General features: G+C 65.4%; 18 protein-coding genes and 1 other RNA gene. 4 read left to right on the top strand and 15 right to left on the bottom strand.

Annotation, left to right across the window (positions count from 1 at the left end):
* The 9 genes from AOQ71_RS29730 to rsmH form a co-directional block, all read right to left on the bottom strand.
* The coding region (locus AOQ71_RS29730) for a UDP-N-acetylglucosamine--N-acetylmuramyl-(pentapeptide) pyrophosphoryl-undecaprenol N-acetylglucosamine transferase (RefSeq protein WP_057754411.1) at nucleotides 1-969 on the bottom strand (969 nt) is incomplete at its 3' end.
* Between the two features lie 216 nt (nucleotides 970-1,185).
* Nucleotides 1,186-2,337: a putative lipid II flippase FtsW gene (gene ftsW / locus AOQ71_RS29725; RefSeq protein WP_057754406.1), complete on the bottom strand. Its 1,152-nt coding sequence runs from the start codon at nucleotides 2,335-2,337 to the stop codon at nucleotides 1,186-1,188.
* Between the two features lie 252 nt (nucleotides 2,338-2,589).
* The gene (gene murD, locus AOQ71_RS29720; protein WP_057754404.1) at nucleotides 2,590-3,987 is read right to left on the bottom strand and encodes a UDP-N-acetylmuramoyl-L-alanine--D-glutamate ligase; all 1,398 of its coding nucleotides are present in this window, start codon (nucleotides 3,985-3,987) and stop codon (nucleotides 2,590-2,592) included.
* 118 nt (nucleotides 3,988-4,105) lie between these two features.
* A complete protein-coding gene (mraY, locus tag AOQ71_RS29715; protein ID WP_057754400.1) occupies nucleotides 4,106-5,209 on the bottom strand; it encodes a phospho-N-acetylmuramoyl-pentapeptide-transferase in 1,104 nt (367 codons plus the stop codon).
* A 150-nt stretch (nucleotides 5,210-5,359) separates the two neighbouring features.
* On the bottom strand, nucleotides 5,360-6,739 hold the full coding sequence (locus tag AOQ71_RS29710) for a UDP-N-acetylmuramoyl-tripeptide--D-alanyl-D-alanine ligase (RefSeq protein ID WP_057754396.1): 1,380 nt from the start codon (nucleotides 6,737-6,739) through the stop codon (nucleotides 5,360-5,362).
* The gene (locus tag AOQ71_RS29705) at nucleotides 6,736-8,208 is read right to left on the bottom strand and encodes a UDP-N-acetylmuramoyl-L-alanyl-D-glutamate--2,6-diaminopimelate ligase (RefSeq protein WP_057754392.1); all 1,473 of its coding nucleotides are present in this window, start codon (nucleotides 8,206-8,208) and stop codon (nucleotides 6,736-6,738) included. The genes AOQ71_RS29710 and AOQ71_RS29705 overlap by 4 nt, the downstream gene beginning before the upstream one ends.
* Before the next feature lie 83 nt (nucleotides 8,209-8,291).
* Nucleotides 8,292-10,043, bottom strand: coding sequence for a peptidoglycan D,D-transpeptidase FtsI family protein (locus AOQ71_RS29700; RefSeq protein ID WP_057754390.1), 1,752 nt, complete (start codon nucleotides 10,041-10,043; stop codon nucleotides 8,292-8,294).
* A complete protein-coding gene (ftsL, locus tag AOQ71_RS29695) occupies nucleotides 10,040-10,432 on the bottom strand; it encodes a cell division protein FtsL (protein WP_057754387.1) in 393 nt (130 codons plus the stop codon). The genes AOQ71_RS29700 and ftsL overlap by 4 nt, the downstream gene beginning before the upstream one ends.
* Nucleotides 10,433-10,435: 3 nt before the next feature.
* A complete protein-coding gene (gene rsmH / locus AOQ71_RS29690) occupies nucleotides 10,436-11,425 on the bottom strand; it encodes a 16S rRNA (cytosine(1402)-N(4))-methyltransferase RsmH (protein ID WP_057754384.1) in 990 nt (329 codons plus the stop codon).
* A 524-nt stretch (nucleotides 11,426-11,949) separates the two neighbouring features.
* Here rsmH and AOQ71_RS29685 point away from each other — a divergent pair.
* Nucleotides 11,950-12,732 carry an N-acetylmuramoyl-L-alanine amidase gene (locus AOQ71_RS29685; RefSeq protein WP_057754380.1) on the top strand — a complete coding sequence of 261 codons (783 nt, stop codon included), beginning with the start codon at nucleotides 11,950-11,952 and terminating at the stop codon, nucleotides 12,730-12,732.
* Between the two features lie 109 nt (nucleotides 12,733-12,841).
* Here the strand turns inward: AOQ71_RS29685 and AOQ71_RS29680 are convergent, their stop codons facing one another.
* Nucleotides 12,842-14,074 (bottom strand): RNA polymerase sigma factor, encoded by a 1,233-nt coding sequence (locus AOQ71_RS29680; RefSeq protein WP_057754452.1) that lies wholly within the window; start codon nucleotides 14,072-14,074, stop codon nucleotides 12,842-12,844.
* On the bottom strand, nucleotides 14,074-14,424 hold the full coding sequence (locus AOQ71_RS29675) for a YciI family protein (protein WP_057754450.1): 351 nt from the start codon (nucleotides 14,422-14,424) through the stop codon (nucleotides 14,074-14,076). Before AOQ71_RS29675 ends, AOQ71_RS29680 begins: the two co-directional genes overlap by 1 nt.
* Before the next feature lie 149 nt (nucleotides 14,425-14,573).
* On the opposite strand from AOQ71_RS29675, the gene rnpB reads away from it, so the two are divergent.
* Nucleotides 14,574-14,991, top strand: an RNA gene (gene rnpB, locus AOQ71_RS29805) — RNase P RNA component class A.
* A 187-nt stretch (nucleotides 14,992-15,178) separates the two neighbouring features.
* Here the strand turns inward: rnpB and AOQ71_RS29670 are convergent.
* Nucleotides 15,179-15,892: an alpha/beta fold hydrolase gene (locus tag AOQ71_RS29670; protein ID WP_057754448.1), complete on the bottom strand. Its 714-nt coding sequence runs from the start codon at nucleotides 15,890-15,892 to the stop codon at nucleotides 15,179-15,181.
* Between the two features lie 76 nt (nucleotides 15,893-15,968).
* The gene (locus AOQ71_RS29665; RefSeq protein ID WP_057754377.1) at nucleotides 15,969-16,400 is read right to left on the bottom strand and encodes a DUF983 domain-containing protein; all 432 of its coding nucleotides are present in this window, start codon (nucleotides 16,398-16,400) and stop codon (nucleotides 15,969-15,971) included.
* 73 nt (nucleotides 16,401-16,473) lie between these two features.
* On the opposite strand from AOQ71_RS29665, the gene AOQ71_RS29660 reads away from it, so the two are divergent.
* Nucleotides 16,474-17,850: an aminotransferase-like domain-containing protein gene (locus AOQ71_RS29660; RefSeq protein ID WP_057754374.1), complete on the top strand. Its 1,377-nt coding sequence runs from the start codon at nucleotides 16,474-16,476 to the stop codon at nucleotides 17,848-17,850.
* Nucleotides 17,851-17,856: 6 nt separating this feature from the next.
* On the opposite strand, the gene AOQ71_RS29655 is transcribed toward AOQ71_RS29660, so the two are convergent.
* Complete coding sequence (locus AOQ71_RS29655) at nucleotides 17,857-18,129, bottom strand: hypothetical protein (protein WP_157083684.1); 273 nt, start codon at nucleotides 18,127-18,129, stop codon at nucleotides 17,857-17,859.
* A gap of 341 nt (nucleotides 18,130-18,470) precedes the next feature.
* On the opposite strand from AOQ71_RS29655, the gene AOQ71_RS29650 reads away from it, so the two are divergent.
* Nucleotides 18,471-19,214, top strand: a complete 744-nt coding sequence (locus AOQ71_RS29650) for a sulfite exporter TauE/SafE family protein (protein WP_057754369.1) — start codon at nucleotides 18,471-18,473, stop codon at nucleotides 19,212-19,214.
* Here AOQ71_RS29650 and AOQ71_RS29645 read toward each other — a convergent pair.
* A complete protein-coding gene (locus tag AOQ71_RS29645; protein ID WP_057754366.1) occupies nucleotides 19,211-20,476 on the bottom strand; it encodes an O-antigen ligase family protein in 1,266 nt (421 codons plus the stop codon). The two genes, AOQ71_RS29650 and AOQ71_RS29645, sit on opposite strands and share 4 nt — an antisense overlap.
* Nucleotides 20,477-20,515: the final 39 nt, after the last annotated feature.

The following is a 20,515-nucleotide window of genomic DNA, read 5'->3' as shown; positions in this document are numbered from 1 at the left end:
GAGCCGATCGGAGGTGAACTCAGTCTGCGGGATGCGGATCGCGCCGTCAACCCTGGCCAGCACGCCGGCATTGGCGAACTGGTCCTGGTCGATCGAGCCCGGCAGCGGCACCAGGATCGAGGGCCGCCCGATCGCGGCGAGCTCGGCCACCGTGCCGGCGCCGGAACGCGACACGATCCAATGATTGGAGGCGAGCCGCGCCGGCAGATCGGTGAAGAAAGGCGCGAGCTCCACCTTGATCTTGAGCTTGTCATACACCGCGCGCACGCGGGTCATATCCTCGTCGCGTACCTGCTGGGTCAGCACGAGACGGCCCCACAAAGCGGGCTCGAGCCGCTCGATCGCGCCGGGCACGATGTCGGCCATGATCCGCGCCCCCTGGCTGCCGCCGACGACGAGCAGGCGCAACGGTCCGTTCGCTTCAGGTGCGGCATAGGGCACCGCCGCCGCGGCGAGCACCGCCGGTCGCATCGGCGTGCCGACTGTCGTGGTCTTAGCCGCAAGCGCCGGATCTCGGTCGAGCACGCCGGGCAGCGACGTCGCGATGGCCTTCACGCGGCTCGACAGGAAACGGTTGGCGCGGCCAAGCACGGCGTTGGCGTCGTGGATGATGCCGGGCACGCCGGCGAATTTTGCCGCAACCAGCGGCGGCAATGTCGGATAGCCGCCGAAGCCGACGACGGCTGCGGGCTTCAATCGCCTGATCAGGCTGTAAGCGGACAGCGTACCGGTGGCGAGCGTGAGGCCGGCATAGGCGAGCTGGATCGGATTGCGGCCGCGCGCGGTCTCGCTCGCGACGACGTCGATCATGTCCTTGCTGAACAGCCCGCTGTAGCGCAGCGCGCGGTCATCGGTGACGAGACGCACGCGAAAGCCGCGCCGGATCAACTCGACGCCGAGCGCCTCGGCCGGAAACAGGTGGCCGCCGGTGCCGCCCGCGGCGAGAAGAATCAGGGGAGATTGATCCATAATTCACGTTTTACAGTGTCTCCCCCGTCATTGCGAGCGGAGCGAAGCAATCCAGAAATGCATCCGCAGGAACAGTCTGGATTGCTTCGCTCCGCTCGCAATGACGAGTCCGTAGCCCGGATGGAGCGCAGCGTAATCCGGGGTCTCGCGGTTGGAATAAGCATCCCGGATTGCGCTACGCTCCATCCGGGCTATGCATTCAACCATTACCGGAAACTACGCGTAGCTCCGCATCGCCTCGGCGTGGCCGCTGGCCTCGACCTCGGTGCGCGGGCGCAGCCGCGTCAGCGCCAGCATCATGCCGACGCCATAGGCCAGCGAGACAATCGAGGAACCACCGTACGAAATGAACGGCAGCGTCATGCCCTTGGCGGGGATGAGCTGCAGGTTCACCGACATGTTGATCGCGGCCTGGACGCCGAACAGGATCGCCAGCCCAGAGGCCGCAAAGCGCGAGAACATGTCCTCATTGGCATAGGCGCGTGACAGCGTGCGGATGACGACGAAGGCGAACAGCGCCAGCATGGCAAGGCACAGGATGATGCCGAACTCCTCGGCGGCGACCGCGAACACGAAGTCGGTGTGGCTGTCCGGGAGGTTCCGTTTTGCGATGCCCTCGCCTGGCCCTAGGCCAAACCAGCCGCCGTTGTAGAACGCCTCCATTGCGGTATCGACCTGGAAGGTGTCGCCGGAAGCCGGATTCATGAAACGCTTGATGCGGCCGGCGACGTGCGGGACGAACAGATAGGCGCTGAACAGGCCGGCGGCGCCGAGGCCTGCGAGGCCGAACACCCAGATCATGCGCATGCCCGCGATGAAGAACAGCGAGCCCCACACCATCAGGATCAGCATGGTCTGGCCGAAGTCCGGCTCCATCACCAGCAGCGAGACCAGCATCAAGAGCAGCACCAGCGCCATCGAGGTCGCCGGCATCTCCGGTCGCCTGGTCGATTCCGCGAACAGCCAGGCGGCGATGACGACGAAGGACGGCTTTGCGATTTCGGAGGCCTGGATATTGACGCCGATGAGCGTGATCCAGCGCCGCGAGCCCTTCACCTCGGGGCCAATAGCGAGCGTCACCACGATCAGGATGATGCTGAGCGCGAAGATGATCAGCGCCGAACGTCGGATCGCGCGCGGCGACAGGAAGGAGACGCCGAGCAGGACCATGAAGGACGGCGCCAGGAACATCACGTGACGGCTGAAGAAATGGAAGGGATCGAGCCCGATGCGGGTCGCAACCGAAGGGCTCGCCGCCAGCGACAGGATGACACCGGTCAGCATCAAGAGCAGGATCGCGCCGAACAGCGGCTTGTCGACGGTCCACCACCACTCGGAAAAGGGGGTGCGTTCTTCACGGGAGAGCATGGGCGGCCGCTTTCGGACAGAGGTCCGCCCATTGGTCGCCGAGGTTGGTTACCGGAGGGTTAAGGGAATGCGGATGTTTCGAGATGAGCTCCGCAGACGCCACAAAACACTCTGTCATGCCCCGGCTCGACCGGGGCATCCAGTACGCCGCGGCCCCTCGGCTCAAGCACGGTCTCTGGAATACTGGGTCGCCCGGTGCTACTGCGCAATTGCGCACTGGCCGGGCGACGACAGCGGAGGAGCAGCCGCGCCTCACACCACCGGCTTCACGCCCGGCAGCGCCTGCACCAGTTCGCGGAACCTGGTGCCGCGGATCTCGAAATTGCGGTACTGGTCGAACGAGGCGCAGGCCGGCGACAGCAGCACGACCGCATCCGCAAGTCCTGATGCTTCCGCATCGCGCGCGGCGTGCGCGACCGCGACGTCGAGTGTCTGGCTGATCTCATGCGCGACCGAACCGAGCGTGCCGGAAAATTCCTGCGCGGCCTCGCCGATCAGATAGGCCTTGCGGATGCGCGGGAAAAATCCCGCCAGGCTGGCGATGCCGCCCGCCTTCGGCTTGCCGCCCGCGATCCAGAAAATGTCGGCAAAGGACGACAGCGCATGGGCTGTAGCGTCGGCGTTGGTGCCCTTGGAGTCGTTGACGAACAGCACGTTGCCGCGGCGACCAACCTGCTCCATGCGATGTGCCAGGCCTGGAAAGCTGCGCAGGCCGTTCTGAAGCACGTCCTGGCCGATACCCATCGCGAGCGCGGCAGCAGCGGCGCAGGCTGCGTTCTGCGCATTGTGCAGGCCGCGCAGCGAGCCGATGCCGCCGAGCTTGGCGATCTCGCTGCGGGCGCCGCCCGCGGTCCGCACGATGCTGCCGTGCTCGACATGAATACCTGAAGCGAGCGGATTCTTGACGGAGATGCGCACCACGTTCTTGCCGGCGCGATCGAGCCGGTCGGCAATGTCGCGGCACCAGCCGTCATCGACGCCGACGATGGACGTGCCGCCTGCCTGCACGTTCGCAACCAGGCGCTCCTTCACTTCAGCGTAATGCTCGATCGTGCCGTGACGATCGATGTGGTCCTCGCTGACATTGAGCAGGATGCCGACGGAGGGATCGAGCGAGGGCGTGAGGTCGATCTGGTAGGACGACATCTCGATGACGTGGACGCGGCCCGTGCGCGGCGGCTCCAGCGACAGGATCGCGGTGCCGATATTTCCGCCCATCTGGGTGTCGTAGCCGGCAACCCTCGTCAGATGCGCGATCAAGGCCGTCGTCGTCGACTTGCCGTTGGTGCCGGTGATGGCGACGAACGGCGCGTTCGGCGCGTGACGACGCCGCTCGCGGCAGAACAGCTCGATGTCGCCGATCACCTCGACGCCTGCCTCGCGCGCCTTCAGCACGCTCCAGTGCGGCACCGGATGAGTCAGCGGCACGCCGGGCGCGAGCACCAGCGCTGCGAAATTGTCCCAGGAGGCGTTGCGCAAATCCGCGGTGATGAAACCCGCCTGCGCCGCCTTGGTGACATTCTCGGCATTGTCGTCGGCTGCGATCACTTCGGCGCCACCGGCCCGCAGCGCATGGCACGAGGCCAGCCCCGAGCCGCCGAGGCCAAACACCGCGACCGTCTTGCCGGCAAAGGATGTAACGGGGATCATGATTGGGCCTCTGTCATTCCGGGGCTCGCGCAGCGAGAACCCGGAATCTCGAGATTCCGGATCGCCGCTTCGCGCCGTCCGGAATGACGAGAATGGGGATACAGGGCCGTCACCATCATCAACGCAGCTTCAGCGTGGAAAGGCCGGCGAGCGCCAGCATCACCGAGATGATCCAGAAGCGGATCACGATCTGCGGCTCGGTCCAGCCGAGCTGCTCGAAATGGTGGTGGATCGGCGCCATGCGGAAGAAGCGCTTGCCCGTCAGCTTGAACGATACCACCTGCACGATCACCGAGACCGCCTCCAGCACGAACAGGCCCCCGATCACCGCAAGCACGATCTCGTGCTTCACCGCGACCGCGATCGAGCCCAGCATGCCGCCGAGCGCGAGCGAGCCGGTGTCGCCCATGAAGATAGAGGCCGGCGGCGCATTGAACCAGAGGAAGCCGAGCCCGGCACCCAGCAGCGCGCCGCAAAGCACCGCCAGTTCGCCGGTGCCGGCGACATATTTGATCTGGAGATAATCGGCGAACACCGCGTTGCCGGCGAGATAGGCGATCAGCCCAAAGCTCGCGGTCGCGATCATGACAGGCACGATCGCGAGGCCGTCGAGACCGTCGGTGAGGTTCACGGCATTGCCGGCACCAACGATGACGAAGGCGCCGAACACCACGAAGAACCAGCCGAAATGCAGCACGGTGTCCTTCAGGAAGGGGACCGTCAGCGCGGTCGAGGCGGGATCGCGGTTCAGCCGCACCAGCGCGTAGCAGGCGACCAGCGCGATGATCGCTTCGATCAGGAGGCGCAGCTTGCCGCCGAAGCCGCTCGTGGTCTGCTTGGTCACCTTGAGGTAATCGTCATAGAAGCCGACGAAGCCAAAGCCGAGCGTCACCGCCAGCACGATCCAGACGTAAGGATTGAGCGGATTGGCCCAGAGCACCGTGGCGACCGTCAGCCCGGACAGGATCATCAGCCCGCCCATGGTGGGCGTGCCCTTCTTGGCCAGATGCGATTGCGGACCATCGGTGCGGATCGGCTGGCCCTTGCCCTGGCGGATGCGCAAATGATCGATGATCCAGGGTCCGAACAGGAACACGAACAGCGCGCCGGTGGCAATTGCACCGCCGGTTCGGAAGGTGATGTAGCGGAAGACGTTCAGAACGGTGCGCACGGCACCGAAGCCCGGAAATGTGTTGGAGAGCTCTATCAGCCAGTAAAACATTCAGTCGGTCCTATGGCGCCTTTCGCGCGGCCTTCGCTCAGGCCCCAACCTCTGACGCGCATTCTCTGGTCTTCGTCATGGGGTCGGGCGACCCCAAAGAAACCGGACGGCGCAAAGGGTGGGATTCGGAAACTGCGCCTTCCAAGCAGTTTACGCCTTTGCCTGCAAGGCGGCCACTAGGCCCGGCACAAACTTGTTGACCCAGAACATCTTCTTGCTGCCCTTGACAACCACGACATCGCCTGCCTTCAGCAGGCTAGCGACCTCGCTGGGTTTAAGTGTGGCAGGATCGTCGTGCCAGCCAAGCCCCTTGCCTGATGGAAGCGTGTCATAGAGGTGCCGCATCAGGGGACCGACGCAATAGATGCCGTCGATGCCTTGGAGATGCGAAGCCAGCGCGGTGTGGTAGCGCGGGGCATCGTCGCCCAGCTCCAGCATGTCGCCGAGCACCGCAATGCGGCGACCGCCGGTCACGTTGCGCGCCTGCAGGCTTTGCAGCGCGGCAGCGACGCTCGCCGGATTGCCGTTGAAGCTGTCGTCGATCACGGTGACGCCGCCGACCGCCTGCTCGACGCCGCGGCCGGTCATGATGCCGACGCGATCGAGCTTGATCGCGAGCGTCGCGACATCGAGATGGGCGGCATGAACAGAGGCGAGCGCGGCGAGCGCATTCTGCACGCGGTGCGGCGCGCCCGGCGTCAGGCTGAAGGCGATCTCCTTCTTGCCGATCGCGGCCACGACCTGCCAGCTCTCGCCATGCGGCGCGTGCTTGACCTCGTGCACCTCGGCATGCTCGCCGAAGCGCACCACCTTGCCCTTCCATTCCGCCGCCTTGAGCCCGGCGGGGAGCACCAGCACGCCGTCGTCGGGCAGGCCGAGCGCGATCGACACTTTCTCGCGCCTGATCGCATCGAGCGAGCCGAGCTTTTCCAGATGCACCGGCTGGACGTTGACGACGAGCGCGACCGTCGGCCGCGTCAACTCGCTGAGCCGCGCGATCTCGCCTGGCTGGTTCATGCCCATCTCGACCACCCAAAGGCTGGCGTCTGCCTTCGCATTGCACAGCGTCAGCGGCACACCCCAGAAATTGTTGAAGCTCGACGGGCTCGCATAGGCATTGGGATAGGCCGCCAAAAATTCCTTGGTGCTCGTCTTGCCGGCACTGCCGGTCAATCCGATCACGGGGCCGTTGAAGCGTGCGCGCGCGGCGCGGGCGAGACCCCAGAGGCCGTCGATCAGCGTGTCCTTGACGACGATCTGCGGGACACTGATGCCCGCGATCTCGTGCGGCACGATCATCGCGACCGCACCTGATGCTTCCGCCTTGTCCGCGAACTCCCAGCCATCGCGCGCACTTGCGAAGGCCGAGATGAAGCCGCCGCTCGGCGTGCCTGATAGCGCCACGAACAGACTGCCCGGCTTCACCACGCGGCTGTCCTGGGTGACGAAGTCGATCGGGGTATCAGGGAATGATCCTGTTGCACCCAGCGCACGCGCCACCTCGGCAACCGTCCATAATGGCCCGCTCATGCGACCCTCGTTGCTAATGCGGCGGCGACCGCCTCGTGATCACTGAACGGCAGGACCTCGCTGCCGACGATCTGCCCGGTCTCGTGGCCCTTGCCGGCGATGAGCAGCGCATCGCCATCTTCCAGCTCCTCGATCGCCGCACGGATCGCGGCCGCGCGATCGCCGATTTCGCGCGCGCCCTTGGCGGTGGCGAGGATCGCGGCGCGAATGGCTTCCGGCTTTTCGCTGCGCGGATTGTCGTCGGTGATGATGACGCGATCGGCATTCTCGGCCGCGATCTCGCCCATGATCGGCCGCTTGCCGGCATCGCGATCGCCGCCGGCGCCGAAGACGACGATCAGTCTCCGCCTGGCGTAAGGCCGCAGCGCCTGCAGCGCCTTCGCCAGCGCATCGGGCTTGTGCGCATAGTCGACGAAGACAGGCGCGCCGTTACGCTCCCCGACCCGCTCGAGCCGTCCCTTGGCGCCTTCCAGATGTTCGAGGCTCGCAAACACATTGGCTGCATCGCTGCCGGTGCCGATGGCAAGGCCGGCCGACACCAGCGCGTTCTCGATCTGGAATTCACCGACCAGCGGCAGCCGGACTGCATGATGTTTGCCGCGATGTTCGAGGCTGAGCCTTTGCGAAAAGCCTTCGACCACGGCCTCGAGGAGGCGGATACCCTCGCCTGCCCCATCGCCGTTGCGTCCCACCGCCATCACATGCAGACCACGCGTCTTCGCCGCGTCGATCGCCTCCGCCGAGCAATCATGATCGGCCGAGATCACCGCGGCGCCACCCGATGGAATGAGCTCGCGGAACAGCCTGAGCTTTGCTGCAAGATAGTGCGCGACGGTCGGATGGTAATCCATATGGTCGCGCGACAGGTTGGTGAAGCCGCCGGCGGCGATGCGCACGCCGTCCAGGCGATATTGATCGAGGCCGTGCGACGAGGCTTCGAAGGCGAGATGCGTCACGCCTTCCCGCGCGATCTCATCGAGCTGCCGGTGCAGCGCGATCGGATCGGGCGTCGTCAGCGAACCGTAGACGGTGCGCTTGGGCGAGACGAGACCGATGGTGCCGATGCTGGCCGAAGCGTGGCCGAGCCGTTCCCAGATCTGGCGCGTGAACGCGGCGACCGAAGTCTTGCCGCTGGTGCCGGTGACCGCCGCGATCGTCGCAGGCTGGGCCGGGAAAAATCTGGCCGTCGCCAGCGCCAGCGCGCGACGCGGATTGGCGACCGTGATGAACGGGACCTTGCAGCCGTCGGGTGCGTGATCCCCGACCACGGCCAGCGCGCCGGCCGCGATGGCAGCGTCGATGAAGCGCGCACCGTCAGTCTTGCTGCCTGCGAGCGCAAAGAAGAGGTCGCCCGGCTTGACCGCGCGGCTGTCGAGCGCAACGCCCGTCACCTCGAGCGCCCCCGCTATAGGCTCGATCGCGGCTTCATGGCCCAAAGCATCTTGGCCTAAGAGGTCACGCAGCTTCATGGTCTTCCAGTCGACATGCCGCGCCGGAACGCCGAATCGTCAGGAAAAGCCGAATCAGCGGCGGCGGCGGCCACCCCAGTTGATTACTGGGTTGTCCTGGATGCTGCAAGAATAAGGCGGTCCGCGGGCGGCAAGTCGTAGCGGGGCTCGATGCCGAGCAGCGGCCCGATCCGGGTGATGACGTTGCCGGCGGTGGGAACAGCGTTCCAGCCCGAGGTGATGAAGCCGTAGGTCTCCTTCAGCGGCTGCGGCTCGTCGAGCATGATCAGGAGCTGGTACTTTGGCTTGTCCGCCGGCAGGATCGCGGTGAACGCGGTCAGCACTTTCTTCTTGGCATAGCGGCCATTGATCACCTTTTCGGCGGTGCCGGTCTTGCCGCCGATATAGTAACCGGGAACGTTGGCCCTCTTGGCGGTGCCGATCTCAGCATTGAGCCGCATCAGGAACCGCATCTTGTCCGACGTCTCGGGCTTGATCACGCGCTTTGCGACCGCCCGCGCCTCCTCTTCCGACCGCTTGAGGAAGGTCGGCGGAATCAGCAGGCCGCCATTGGCCAGCGCGCTGACGCCCATCACGGCCTGCAACGGCGCCACGGCCATGCCGTGGCCGAACGAGATGGTGATGGTGTTCAGATCGCCCCAGCGTTTCGGCACGATCGGCGAGGCGCTTTCCGGCAATTCGGTCCGCAGCCGTTCGAGCTGGCCCATCTTGCGCAGGAAGGCCTTGTGGGCCTCCACGCCCTGCGACAGCGCGATGCGCGCGGCGCCGACGTTGGAGGAGAAGGTGAACACCTCCTTCATGCTCAGGAAGCGGCCCTTCGGCTCGTCGTCATGAATCGCGAACTTGCCGTAGTGCAGCGGCCCGCGCGCATCCCACAGCGAGTCGAGGCCGTACTTGCCGGTATCGAGCGCCATCGCGAGCGTGAAGGCCTTGAACGTCGAGCCCATCTCGTAGACACCCGTGGTCAGGCGGTTGATACGGTCAGGATCGTGGGCTTCCTTGGGATTGTTCGGGTCGAAATCCGGCACCGACACCATGGCGATGATTTCGCCGGTGTTGACATTGGTGACGAGGCCGGAGGCCGCCTTGGTGTGGAACTTTTCCTTGGCCTTCAGCAGTTCGTCGCGCAAAGCGTGCTCGACGCGCAGATCGACCGACAGTTCGACCGGCTTTTGCAGGCGATCGGTCGCAAAACCGGCGCGATGGAGATCGGCGAGGCCCTGGTTGTCGAGCCACTTCTCCATGCCGGCGATGCCCTGGTTGTCGATATTGACCAGACCAATGAGGTGGGCGACCTCGTTGCCGGTCGGATAGACACGCTTGTTCTCGCGCAGGAAGCCGATGCCGGGAATGCCGAGCTTGTGGATGTCCTGCTGCTGCTTTGCCGTGATCTCGCGCTTCAGCCAGACGAAGCCCTTGCGCGTTTTCAGGCGGTCACGCACCTCGGCCTCGTCGAGATCGGGCACGGTCGCGGTCAACAGCTCGATCGCCTCGTCCTTGTCGATGATGCGGCGCGGCTCGCCGAACATGCTGGCGGCCTTGACGTCGGTCGCGAGGATCGCGCCGTTGCGGTCGACGATGTCGGGCCGGGCGGTCGCAACCACTTCCTGCGAGGCGGCACGACGCGCGCCGTGGGCGTCGGCGCCGATCGCGAACATCACGAGGCGGCCGGCGATCAGGGTGTAGACGGTGGCAAAGGCGAGTATCGCAAGGCCGACGCGCGCACGCGCTTTCGCGGCGCGATCGACATTGCGCCCGTAGAGGAGGCTGCGGATCAGACGCTGGCGCCAAGGCTCGGCTGGCCGCGCGGAGGGTTTGGCCGGAACAGCGCTCATTGCTTGTCCTCGGGCTGGGGCACCGAGCCGGTCACGCTATCGGGATCGCTCGCGGCTTCGATGGTGTTGATCATGGACCCGATCGGATCAGGCTCGCCCGGCCGGAACATCCGCGGCGGACGATCCGGCAGGTTCTTCAGTGAATCATATTGCGTGCCATTGACGGGCTTGAGCGGCAGATGCCGCTCGACCAGGCCTTGCAGGCGCAAGGGCGCATCGAGCTTGGCCCATTCGGAGCGCAGCTGCGCGATCGCATCGCGCTGCTCGCGGATCTCCGCATGCAGCCGCAGCACCTTCTCGGTGCGCGCGGTGGAATCCATCTTGATCCGGTAGACATAGGCCGCCGCGAAGATCAGCGCGCCGATGACGAGAAGGTGGATGAAGCGCATCTGCTAGCCGCCCCTCATCACGTCGGAGAGTTTTGGCCAAGACGATGGCTCGTCGTCATGATGCGCAGGCGCCGTGGTGCGCTCGGCGGCGCGCAGCTTTGCGGAACGCGCCCGCGGATTGTGCGCGACTTCTGCCTCGCCGGCGATCACGGGCCGCCGCGTCAGCAGCTGGAAGCTCGGTGCTGTTTGCGCCACCTCCGGCAGATGCCGCGAGCCGCCGCCGGTCTTGGAACGCTCTGCGAGGAAATTCTTGACGATGCGATCTTCCAGCGAATGGAAGGAAACCACGACGAGACGGCCGCCGGGCTTGAGCACGCGCTCAGCCGCGGCGAGCGCGGTCCGGAGTTCTTCGAGCTCTTCGTTGACGAAGATGCGCAGCGCCTGGAACGTCCGCGTCGCCGGGTGAATCTCACCGGGCTTCGAGCGCACCACGCGGCCGACGAGATCGGCGAGCGCGCGCGTGGTGGTGAACGGCGTCTCCTGCCGGTCCGCCACAATGGCACGGGCGATTCGGCGCGAATGCCGTTCTTCTCCGAAGAGGTAGATGATGTCCGCGAGATCGCCTTCCGAGGCACGCGCGACGATTTCGGCGGCCGTCGGCCCGGTCTGCCCCATCCGCATATCGAGCGGACCGTCGAGACGGAACGAGAAGCCGCGACCGGCCTGGTCGAGCTGCATCGAGGACACCCCGACATCCATCACGACGCCGTCGACCGCCTTGACGCCTTGTGCGGCGCAGACTTCGGCAAGATTCGAGAAACGGTCTTCGACCAGTGCCAGCCGGCCCGAAGCGCTCGCAACCAGCTCGGCGCCGCCGGCAATCGCGGTGCGATCGCGATCGATCGCGATGACCTGGGTTCCCGGCACATCGAGGATGGCGCGGCTGTAGCCGCCGGCCCCGAAGGTGGCATCGACATAGATGCCGCCCTCGCGCAGCGCGAGATGCGCGACCGCCTCGACGCCGAGCACGGGAATGTGCGGCGCGTCGCTCATGCGTCGCGCCGGTCGGGCAGACAGGTGAAATCGGCGGCGAAGCAGCCCATCACGCCTCGAATAACTCCGCGTCGCGGCGGTTCCACGACAAAGCCCCTCTTCAGCATGCTTGCCAGCATGCGCGCCGCGCCCGGTCGTCCCAGGCATCAATCCCGGTATTCCCAGTGGAATATGTCGGGCAGCCATGGGGATTCGAGCCAAAAACGCTTTTGGCCGCCTCCGGACGCGGGTCGGCTCTTCACCTCTCAGTAACGGCGCTTAGCGTTAAGAAAGCGTTGATCGGCTCACGACATCTCGAAAAGGTGCCTGGGTGGTGATGCGTCATCCACACACCAGGCGCAAAATGCACGCATTAACCGACCTGCGCGATTGCGCGGACCGGACAGTAAAGAAATAGTAAAGAGAAGGGCTTGGCCCAGCCGTCCTCCGATTCTGAGCTGTTTATGTCGTCCGGTCCGTCAACACCGTCGGGTACTGATTCGAAGCGTCAGCGCGTTCTCCCGGTTCCAAAGGCCGCGGCGAACATGCGGACGTTCGAGCCGGATTCGTCGATCGTCTCGGACATCATCCCGTCGCCCAATCACGGCGAGCGCAATAAGGGACGGCAGATCGACATGATCTTGCTGCACTACACCGGCATGCCCGACGTCGAGGGCGCGCTGGCGCGGCTGTGCACGGCCGGCACCGAAGTGTCGGCTCATTACGTCGTGCTGGAGGACGGCCGCATCGTGCAATGCGTGCCGGAATCGCGCCGCGCCTGGCACGCCGGCGTCTCGTCCTGGGCCGGCGAGGACGACATCAACTCCTGCTCGATCGGGATCGAGATCATCAATCGCGGCCATGATTGGGGCTATCCGGAATATCCGCTGCGCCAGATCGCGGCCGTGATCGCGCTGTGCCGCGGCATCATGCTCCGCCGCAAGGTAGCGCCGCAGCGCGTGCTCGGCCATTCCGATGTCGCGCCCGCACGCAAGAAGGATCCCGGCGAAAAATTTCCCTGGCATTCCCTGGCTAATTCCGGCGTCGGTCACTGGGTGACGCCGGCGCCAATCGTGCGCGGCGAGACCCTGATGCTCGGCACCATCAGCGACGCGGTGCTGAACCTGCAGCAGGCGCTCGCACGCTATGGTTATGGCGTGCCGCTGTCAGGCAAGTACGATGCCGCGACCATGGAAGTCGTTACCGCCTTCCAGCGCCACTTCCGCCCCGCGCGCCTGGATGGTATTGCCGATCACTCGACGCTGTCGACGCTGCAGGCGCTGCTGGCGAGCCTGCCGGCCGATGGGACCGCTGCCGCGTCGAAGTGACGGCGAAGCCGTCATTGCGAGGAGCTCTTGCGACGAAGCAATCCAGAGTGTCTCCGCGGAACGATTCTGGATTGCTTCGCTGCGCTCGCAATGACGGAGTTTGTGGCACCTACCCCATCTCCCTCACCCGCCGCGCATACAGACGCCGCAACGGTTCCAACTGCGTTGCCGCCGTCGCTGCCGCATAGGCCTCGCGCGCTTCCTGCTTCCGCTCGAGGCGCCGCAGCAAATCCGCGCGCACGGCCGGCAGCAACTCGTAGCCGTCAAGGCCGCCGCGCGCGGTGATCGCCTCGACGAGATCGAGCGCGCGGGCAGGGCCGTCGACCATCGACACGGCGGCGGCGTGGTTGAGCTCGATCACCGGTGACGGATTGATGCGCAACAGCACTTCATAGAGCCCGGCGATCTGCGGCCAGTCGGTCGCCTCGAAACTCGGCGCGCGAGCATGCAGTGCGGCGATCGCGGCTTGCACCGCATAGGGCTGCGGCCGGCCCGGCAGGCGCAGCGCGTCGTCGACGAGACGCAAGCCTTGCTCGATCTGCGCGCGATCCCACAGCGAGCGGTCCTGCTCTTCGAGAAGGACGATGTCGCCGGCCGCGGTCTCGCGGCCAGCGCGGCGCGCATCGTGCAACAGCATCAACGCCAGCAGGCCCTTGATTGCGGCGCGATCGGGCATCAGACGGTCGAGCAGGCGCGCGAGCCTGATTGCCTCAGTCGCGAGATCGGGCCGCATCAGGTCGGCGCCCGAGGTTGCGACATAACCCTCGGTAAAGACGAGATAGATCACGGCGAGCACGCCGTCGAGCCGCGGCACCAGCGCCTCGCGCTCCGGCACCTCATAGGGGATGCCGGCGAGCCTGATCTTCTGCTTGGCGCGGACGAGCCGCTGCGCCATCGCATCCTCACCGACGAGGAACGCCCGCGCGACCTGCGCGGCAGAGAGGCCGCAGACGGTGCGCAGCGTCAGCGCGACCTGCACCTCGGCTGCGAACGCCGGATGGCAACAGGTGAAGATCAGCCGCAGCATGTCGTCGTCGAGCATCGCCGGCGGCTCGGCCGGCGTATTCGCGTTGAGCTCGAGCTCATGCAGGAGCGCCTGCTGCTTGCCGCGAAAGGCGGCCTGGCGCCTGATACGGTCGATCGCCTTGTTGCGGCCGACATTGACGAGCCAGGCGCGCGGATTGTCGGGGATTTCGCCGGCCGCCCAGCGCTCCAGCGCGACCGCGAACGCATCTTGCAGCGCGTCCTCGGCCAAATCGAAATCACCGACGAGGCGGATCAGGGTGGCCAGCGCCCGCCCCGCCTCGTCGCGGAAGATCCTGTCGATGTCGCTTGGTGTGATCAATTGTAGATCATGACCGGCCGGACCTCGATCGAACCCCGCTTCGCCTCGGGAACTCGCGCGGCGAGCGCAACGGCCTCGTCGAGATCCTTGGCCTCGACCAGGTAATAGCCGCCGAGCTGCTCGCGCGTTTCCGCGAACGGACCGTCGGTGGTCATGGTCTTGCCGTCGCGCACGCGCACCGTGGTCGCCGTCGTGGTCGGCTGCAGGCCGTCGCCGGCCTTGAAATGGCCGCTCTGGATGATCGACTGCGTGTAGGCGCCGTATTCTCCCATCAGCTTCTGGCGGTCGGCGGCGCTCATGTCGGTCATGTAGTTTTCGTTCCGGTAGATCAGCAGCAGATATTGCATCGCTTCACTCCTGTGGTTCGGCGGGATCGCCGACATCAGTCGAACGGGGCCGGCACCAAACGACATCTTCAGGATAAATTATTTCCGCCGCCGCGTGCGCCACGATCTTGGCTTGACGAAACCGTCACAAATGCCCATTGCGTTGTCAGTCAGTCGGCCGGACGGCCGCTCCGGCAGGTGCCGAAAGGCCGCCGGGGAGGAAAGTCCGGGCTCCCTTGACATACGGTGCCGGATAACGTCCGGCGGGGGCGACCCCAGGGAAAGTGCCACAGAGAACGAACCGCTCCCTCCTCGGAGGAAGTAAGGGTGAAAAGGTGCGGTAAGAGCGCACCGCGGGTCCGGCAACGGAGCCGGCATGGTAAACCCCACCGGGAGCAAAACCGAATAGGGACGGCGTAGCGGGCTGTTCGCTTTGAGCGATAACGCCGCGGGGCGATGTCAGGCCCGCCGTCCGGGTAGGTTGCTCGAGGCCATGTGCAAACATGGTCCCAGAGGAATGGCCGTCACGTATCGCCTGCGCAAGCAGGCGGTGCCCTACAGAACCCGGCTTACAGGCCGGCTGATATCTTGCAACGAGGGGTTCGATGCTAGCGCATCGGACCCCTCACCATTTTGGACCGTGCGCGCAACCATTCAATTGCCGTCATTCCGGGGCTCGCGAAGCGAGAGCCCGGAATCCATCGTGCGACAGAGTTGGTGGAGGGATGGATTCCGGGCTCGCGACTTCGTCGCGCCCCGGAATGACGGCTGTGGGTTAAGCCACGATCTCCTGCAACACACCCACCAACGCCTCTGGCGCCGTCACGTTCGGCGCGTGGCTGGCGTCGAGCTCGAAATAGCGCCAACCATCCTCGCTCTTCGCGCGCCTTGCGAATTGGCCGAACACGTCGCCCGGCGGAATGCGGGCGCAATAGATGTAGCTCCGCGGCATCGCCGGTTCGCCGTGCTGAAGCTTCAGCTTCGTTTCGAAACATTTGATCGGCATGTTGATGCGGCGCGCGTTGAGCCAATCGAGATCAGCCTGCGGCGTATCTGATGGCGGCGGGTTCGGCGGGATGCGGTAGCCATCGCCGGCGGCGGCTGCCTTGCGCATCGGCTCGCGTCCAGCTTCGTTGAGATCGAACAACGACTGGCCGTCACGCGGCACGAAGGCGTCAAGATAGATCAGTTGCGTGATGCGCTCACGCGCGCGGTCGGCAACGCCGGTCGCGACCATGCCGCCATAGCTGTGGCCGAGCAGCACGATGTCGTCGAGATCCTCAAACTTGATGACGCCCAGGATGTCCTGGATGTGCGTGTCGAGATCAACAGCGGGACTGGCAAGATGCGCACGCTCGCCGAGCCCGGTGTAGGTCGGCGCAATCAGGCGGTGGCCGGCCTGCGCCATCAGCGGATGCATCTTCCGCCACGACCAGCCGCCGGACCACGCGCCATGACAGAGCAGGAAGGTTCTTGCGCGTGCGGCCATCGGCGTTTCCATCGTTGTTGTCTTGACGCGATGGAGTGTAGCGATGGCCGGCGCGATGTAAACGCCGCGAGCCGCCTCAGGCCGCGCGCGGCGCCTTCACCAGCACGGGCGCAAGCTGGCCCGCTTCGCGCCGCAGCTTGCCCGCCTCGAACCCGTGCATGCCGATCTGCCACTGCAGGCCGACGATGGCGCCCTTAGTCGGTTGCAGCAGCGCGAGCGAGGCAAACAGCGTCACCGGCAGCCACACCGCGAGTTGCAGCCAGACCGGCGGCGCATAGGCGGTCTCGACCGCGAGGATCACCGGCACCACGAGATGGCCGACCACAACCATCACTAGGTAGGCCGGAAAATCGTCGGCGCGCTGGTGGGACAGCTCCTCGCCGCAATGATCGCAGGCGTGGGCCACTTTCAGGAAACGGCCGAACATGTGCCCTTCGCCGCAGCTCGGGCACTTGCCGCGAAAACCGCGCCACATCGCCTTTGCCAGAGAAACTGAACCGGTCGCCATGACGACACCTCTTCCGTTTTGCATACAATAATATACCGTTTCCATACATTCAAAGGATATGGACCCAAATTGCATGGATTGGACCCCTACAATCTCGGAGCTGTCAGGGCCGCGCTACCAGCGTATCGTCGAGGCCATGGAGGCCGACATCGCCGCCGGCCGGCTGGTGCGGGGACAGCAACTGCCGACGCAGCGCGCGCTGGCCAAAGCGCTGGGCATTGACCTCACCACGGTGACGCGCGCCTACACCGAGGCGCGGCGCCGCGGCATCATGGAGGCCCGGGTCGGCCAGGGCTCGTTCGTGTCGGAGACCAGCGCGCGCCGCGCCGTCGACCTGCCGCATCCGCTCGCGATCGATCTGTCGATGAACGTGCCGCCGCATCCGCTGGAGGCGCAGCTCGACGAGCGCATCCTCGCCGGCCTTGAGGCCCTTCGCGCGCAATCGGGTCTGACCGCGTTCCTGAACTACCAGCCGCCGGGCGGCAGCGCGCATGAGCGCGAGGTCGCCGCGCGCTGGATGCGCTCGCGCGTTCCACATGCGCAGGCCGACAAGCTCGTGATCTTTCCCGGCGCGCAGACGATCCTGTTCAACCTGCTCGCGCACCTTGCGCGGCCGGGTGACGTCGTGCTGACGGAGGCTCTCACTTTCCCTGGCATCAAAGCGGCGGCGGCGCAGCTCGGCGTCAGGCTCGTCGGCGTCGCCATGGATGACGGCGGCATCTTGCCCGATGCGCTGGCGAAGGCATGCCGCAGCTACAAGCCGAAGGCTGTCTATCTCATTCCGACGTTGCACAATCCGACCACCGCGACGCTCTCCGCCGATCGTCGTAACGCCATCGCAAAGATCGTCCGCGATGCCGATACAGACCTGATCGAAGATGATGCCTACGGGCTGCTCGAGCGATCGGCCTCGCCGATTGCGAACCTCATCCCTGACAGGACATATCTCGCGACCACACTGTCAAAATGCATCGCGCCGGCGCTGCGCGTTGCCTATCTGCTCGCGCCCGACAGCGGCGCGCAGCTTCAGATGCGAGGCCATCTGCAAGCGACCGTGCAGATGCCGGCACCGCTCATGGTCGCGCTGGTGACGCACTGGCTCGAGGGTGGGATCGCCGACCGCATCATCACGGCCATCCGCAGCGAGGCCGTCGGCCGCCAGCAATTGGCGCAGCGCGCGCTGAAGGGGTTTCAGTTCCAGGCCCGGCCCGCCGCGCATCATTTGTGGCTGCGGCTGCCGGAGGGATTGGGCCGCCGCGATGTCACCGCGCAGCTGCTGCGCGAAGGGCTTGCCGTCGTGGCGAGCGACTCTTTCGTGGTCGATGGCGACCCGCCGAATGCGGCGCGGCTGTCGCTCGGCGCCGCGCGCAATCGTGCGGAACTCACGCAAGCACTCCGGATTCTGACCGGCGCCCTGCAAAGACCCGCTGATACCAGGCAGATCGTCTAAGGCGCGTTAGCCACCTTGTCTCACGCTGTCGAGAAATTGCTCGCGTTCGCCGGGTGCGTAACCCTGGGAATCTCGCGGATACATTCCATAGTCTTCACCGTATGGTGCCGCGCGGGGGTAGATCGCCGGCCCGGATGGCGCGTAACCAAAAGCCGAAGCGGGGTCCGAGGCGCCCTGATCGGGACGAACAATATGGTGCCGGTGCGCGTGGTGCACCGTGGCCGCGTTCACAGAGCCCGCCAAGGCGATCAAGAGGCTCGAAGCCAGAATCATACGCATCGTTTTTCCTCCAATCGACAGCCGCCCGCCTCAGATACGAATCGGGTCGCTCTTTTCCAACAAGGAGCGGGTTCACGATTAATCACATCGGTGGCATCACCGGCGCGCCCCACCTATGGTTGTTGTCCATTGTCCACCCTGGACTGCGGAATCCGCGGGGCTACGCTCATCGAGCCGCGAACCCGAACTCCTATGCGGACGACCTGGGCCGGGCATGTCGTTCGAAAATGCCCGACGATTGCAGGCCGCGGTTGCGTGCAAGCATGCATTGACCGTCACGTCCGTGGCCGTGCTATGCACGGTGCGGTGATCACGAGATCGCGCCAACAGGAACCTAAGGCTTGGAAACGTTCACGATTGCGCTGCTGCTGTTCGGCGCGCTGGCCGGTGGCTTCGTCTCGGGGCTGGCCGGGTTCGGCACGGCGCTGATGGCGCTCGGCATCTGGCTCTATGTTCTGCCGCCCTCGCTCGCGGTGCCCTTGGTGCTGATCTGCTCGGTGATCGCGCAGAGTTCGACGCTGCCATCGATGTGGAAGAGCTTTGACCTCTCGCTGGTGTGGCCGTTCCTGATCGGCGGGTTGATCGGCGTACCGATCGGGACCACGCTGGTCGCCTCCGCCGATCCCAAGGTGTTCAGGCTGAGCGTCGGCGTCCTCTTGCTGATCTTCTCGAGCGCGCTGTACTTCAACAAGAAGCAGTTCGCCGTGACCTTCGGCGGCCGCATCGCCGATGGCGCGATCGGCTTTGCCGGCGGCATTCTGGGCGGCCTTGCCGGCCTGTCCGGTCCGCTCCCGATCCTGTGGGCCAACATCCGTGGTTGGAACAAGCACGAGCGGCGCGGCATCTTCCAGTTGTTCAATTTCACCGTGCTTGCGACCGCGCTGATGCTGCAGACGGCCTCGGGCCTGGTCGCATTCAAGGTGGTCTGGCTCGCGATGGTCGCATTCCCGGGCACGCTGATCGGCGCCTGGCTGGGAGCGCGTGTCTATCACGCGCTCAGCGACAAGCATTTTGGCGACGTCGTGCTCGGCCTGCTGTTCCTGTCGGGCGCGACGCTGGTCTGGAACAGCGTCAATGCGTTCTAGCTCTTCTTCGCCAGCGCCATGCCGCCTGCGACACCGACACCAAGCACATAGGTCCAGCCCGGCGTGAAGTCGAACAAATGGGTGTTGAGCAGCGAGGACAGCATGTTCTGCACCACGACCAACAGGCCGATCCAGCAGGCGAGCCCCTCGCGACGGAACATCAGCAAATGCGCAAACCACAGCGCGTAGAGCACCAGGACGCCCACCACGCCCCATTGCACCGCAACGCTTAGCGTCTGATTGTGCGGATTGCTGACGATCTCGCTGCGCAGCGGATCGACCTCCACATCCGCAGCCGCACTCGCGAACAGAGCGCGGATCGAGCCGGTGCCGTGGCCAAGCAGCGGCGCGTCTGCAATGAAGCCCAGGGATTTGCGCCAGTACTCCAGACGCGAGCCCATGCCGCTCACCTGCTTGTCCTCCACGCTGATCTCGTAGTCGCCCTGGAATTTCGCAACGGTCACGCGCAGATGCGGCGAGACCGCCCAGAGGAATACAGCCAACAAGGCCATCGCCCCCGCGGCCAGCAAGGCGGCGCGCCAACGCAGATGCAGGAGAGCAAAGACCACGAGCAGGATCGGCAGCGTCACCAGCGCGGTGCGCGAGACCACGACAAACATCATGTTGACGAGAAAGCCGGTCGCGATGGCCGCGAGCACTATCGCGATGCGGACGCGTCCCTTTCGAAACAGCGTCACGATCGGATAGATCAAGGCAATCGCGCAGAGGGCGAACTCCTGGCTCTGATCGATATAGTTGCGCACGGCGATCCCGCTCTCGACCTTGTACGGTCCGCGCGACAGATAGAGCTTCAGCGACAGATCGGGGTCAACAGCCACGGCGAAGGAGACCAGCATGACCAGCGCGCAGGACGCCAGAAAGGCCGCGAACACCCAGAGGCCGTAGGGCCAACGCTCGAACTGGTAGATCAGGAGCGGGATCACCAGGAGCTTCAACACCGGCCCGATCGCATGAATTCTTTCCGGCCATGGGGCACCCGACCAGAGCATGCCGACAGCTGCGAGGACCACCAGCGCGATCGGCAGCAGACTGACCGGACGCAGCAGCGAGCGCGGAAAGTCGGGCAGATCGAGGAACGCGAAGGCAATCAGCCAGGGGATCAGCGCGAACGTCGTCCCGGTGGTCGTCCACGGCAGCAGCAACGCGATCAGCGCGACGAAACGAGCCGGCGTGCGGTAGCGCGCCGCCCAGATCGCCGAGACCCAGGTCGCCGGCCGCCCCTCGTCCGCCCCTCCGCCCATTCGTCCCTTCGACAACCCATTCCCGCGGCCCGGGAAGTT

The organism is Bradyrhizobium manausense (genome assembly GCF_001440035.1).
Taxonomy (GTDB): domain Bacteria; phylum Pseudomonadota; class Alphaproteobacteria; order Rhizobiales; family Xanthobacteraceae; genus Bradyrhizobium; species Bradyrhizobium manausense.
The sequence above is the reverse complement of the archived record's forward strand: the minus strand, read 5'-3'. Positions and strand labels throughout refer to the sequence as shown.

Bases quoted from the DNA above. Each gene is read 5' to 3' on its own strand.
- murD (WP_057754404.1), bottom strand. From the start codon at position 3,987: ATGATCCCCGTTACATCCTTTGCCGGCAAGACGGTCGCGGTGTTTGGC.
- rsmH (WP_057754384.1), bottom strand. From the start codon at position 11,425: ATGAGCGACGCGCCGCACATTCCCGTGCTCGGCGTCGAGGCGGTCGCG.
- AOQ71_RS29705 (WP_057754392.1), bottom strand. From the start codon at position 8,208: ATGAAGCTGCGTGACCTCTTAGGCCAAGATGCTTTGGGCCATGAAGCC.
- AOQ71_RS29700 (WP_057754390.1), bottom strand. From the start codon at position 10,043: ATGAGCGCTGTTCCGGCCAAACCCTCCGCGCGGCCAGCCGAGCCTTGG.
- AOQ71_RS29665 (WP_057754377.1), bottom strand. From the start codon at position 16,400: ATGGCGACCGGTTCAGTTTCTCTGGCAAAGGCGATGTGGCGCGGTTTT.
- AOQ71_RS29685 (WP_057754380.1), top strand. From the start codon at position 11,950: ATGCGGACGTTCGAGCCGGATTCGTCGATCGTCTCGGACATCATCCCG.
- AOQ71_RS29670 (WP_057754448.1), bottom strand. From the start codon at position 15,892: ATGGCCGCACGCGCAAGAACCTTCCTGCTCTGTCATGGCGCGTGGTCC.
- mraY (WP_057754400.1), bottom strand. From the start codon at position 5,209: ATGTTTTACTGGCTGATAGAGCTCTCCAACACATTTCCGGGCTTCGGT.
- ftsL (WP_057754387.1), bottom strand. From the start codon at position 10,432: ATGCGCTTCATCCACCTTCTCGTCATCGGCGCGCTGATCTTCGCGGCG.
- AOQ71_RS29655 (WP_157083684.1), bottom strand. From the start codon at position 18,129: ATGCGTATGATTCTGGCTTCGAGCCTCTTGATCGCCTTGGCGGGCTCT.
- AOQ71_RS29660 (WP_057754374.1), top strand. From the start codon at position 16,474: ATGGATTGGACCCCTACAATCTCGGAGCTGTCAGGGCCGCGCTACCAG.
- ftsW (WP_057754406.1), bottom strand. From the start codon at position 2,337: ATGCTCTCCCGTGAAGAACGCACCCCCTTTTCCGAGTGGTGGTGGACC.
- AOQ71_RS29645 (WP_057754366.1), bottom strand. From the start codon at position 20,476: ATGGGCGGAGGGGCGGACGAGGGGCGGCCGGCGACCTGGGTCTCGGCG.
- AOQ71_RS29710 (WP_057754396.1), bottom strand. From the start codon at position 6,739: ATGAGCGGGCCATTATGGACGGTTGCCGAGGTGGCGCGTGCGCTGGGT.
- AOQ71_RS29675 (WP_057754450.1), bottom strand. From the start codon at position 14,424: ATGCAATATCTGCTGCTGATCTACCGGAACGAAAACTACATGACCGAC.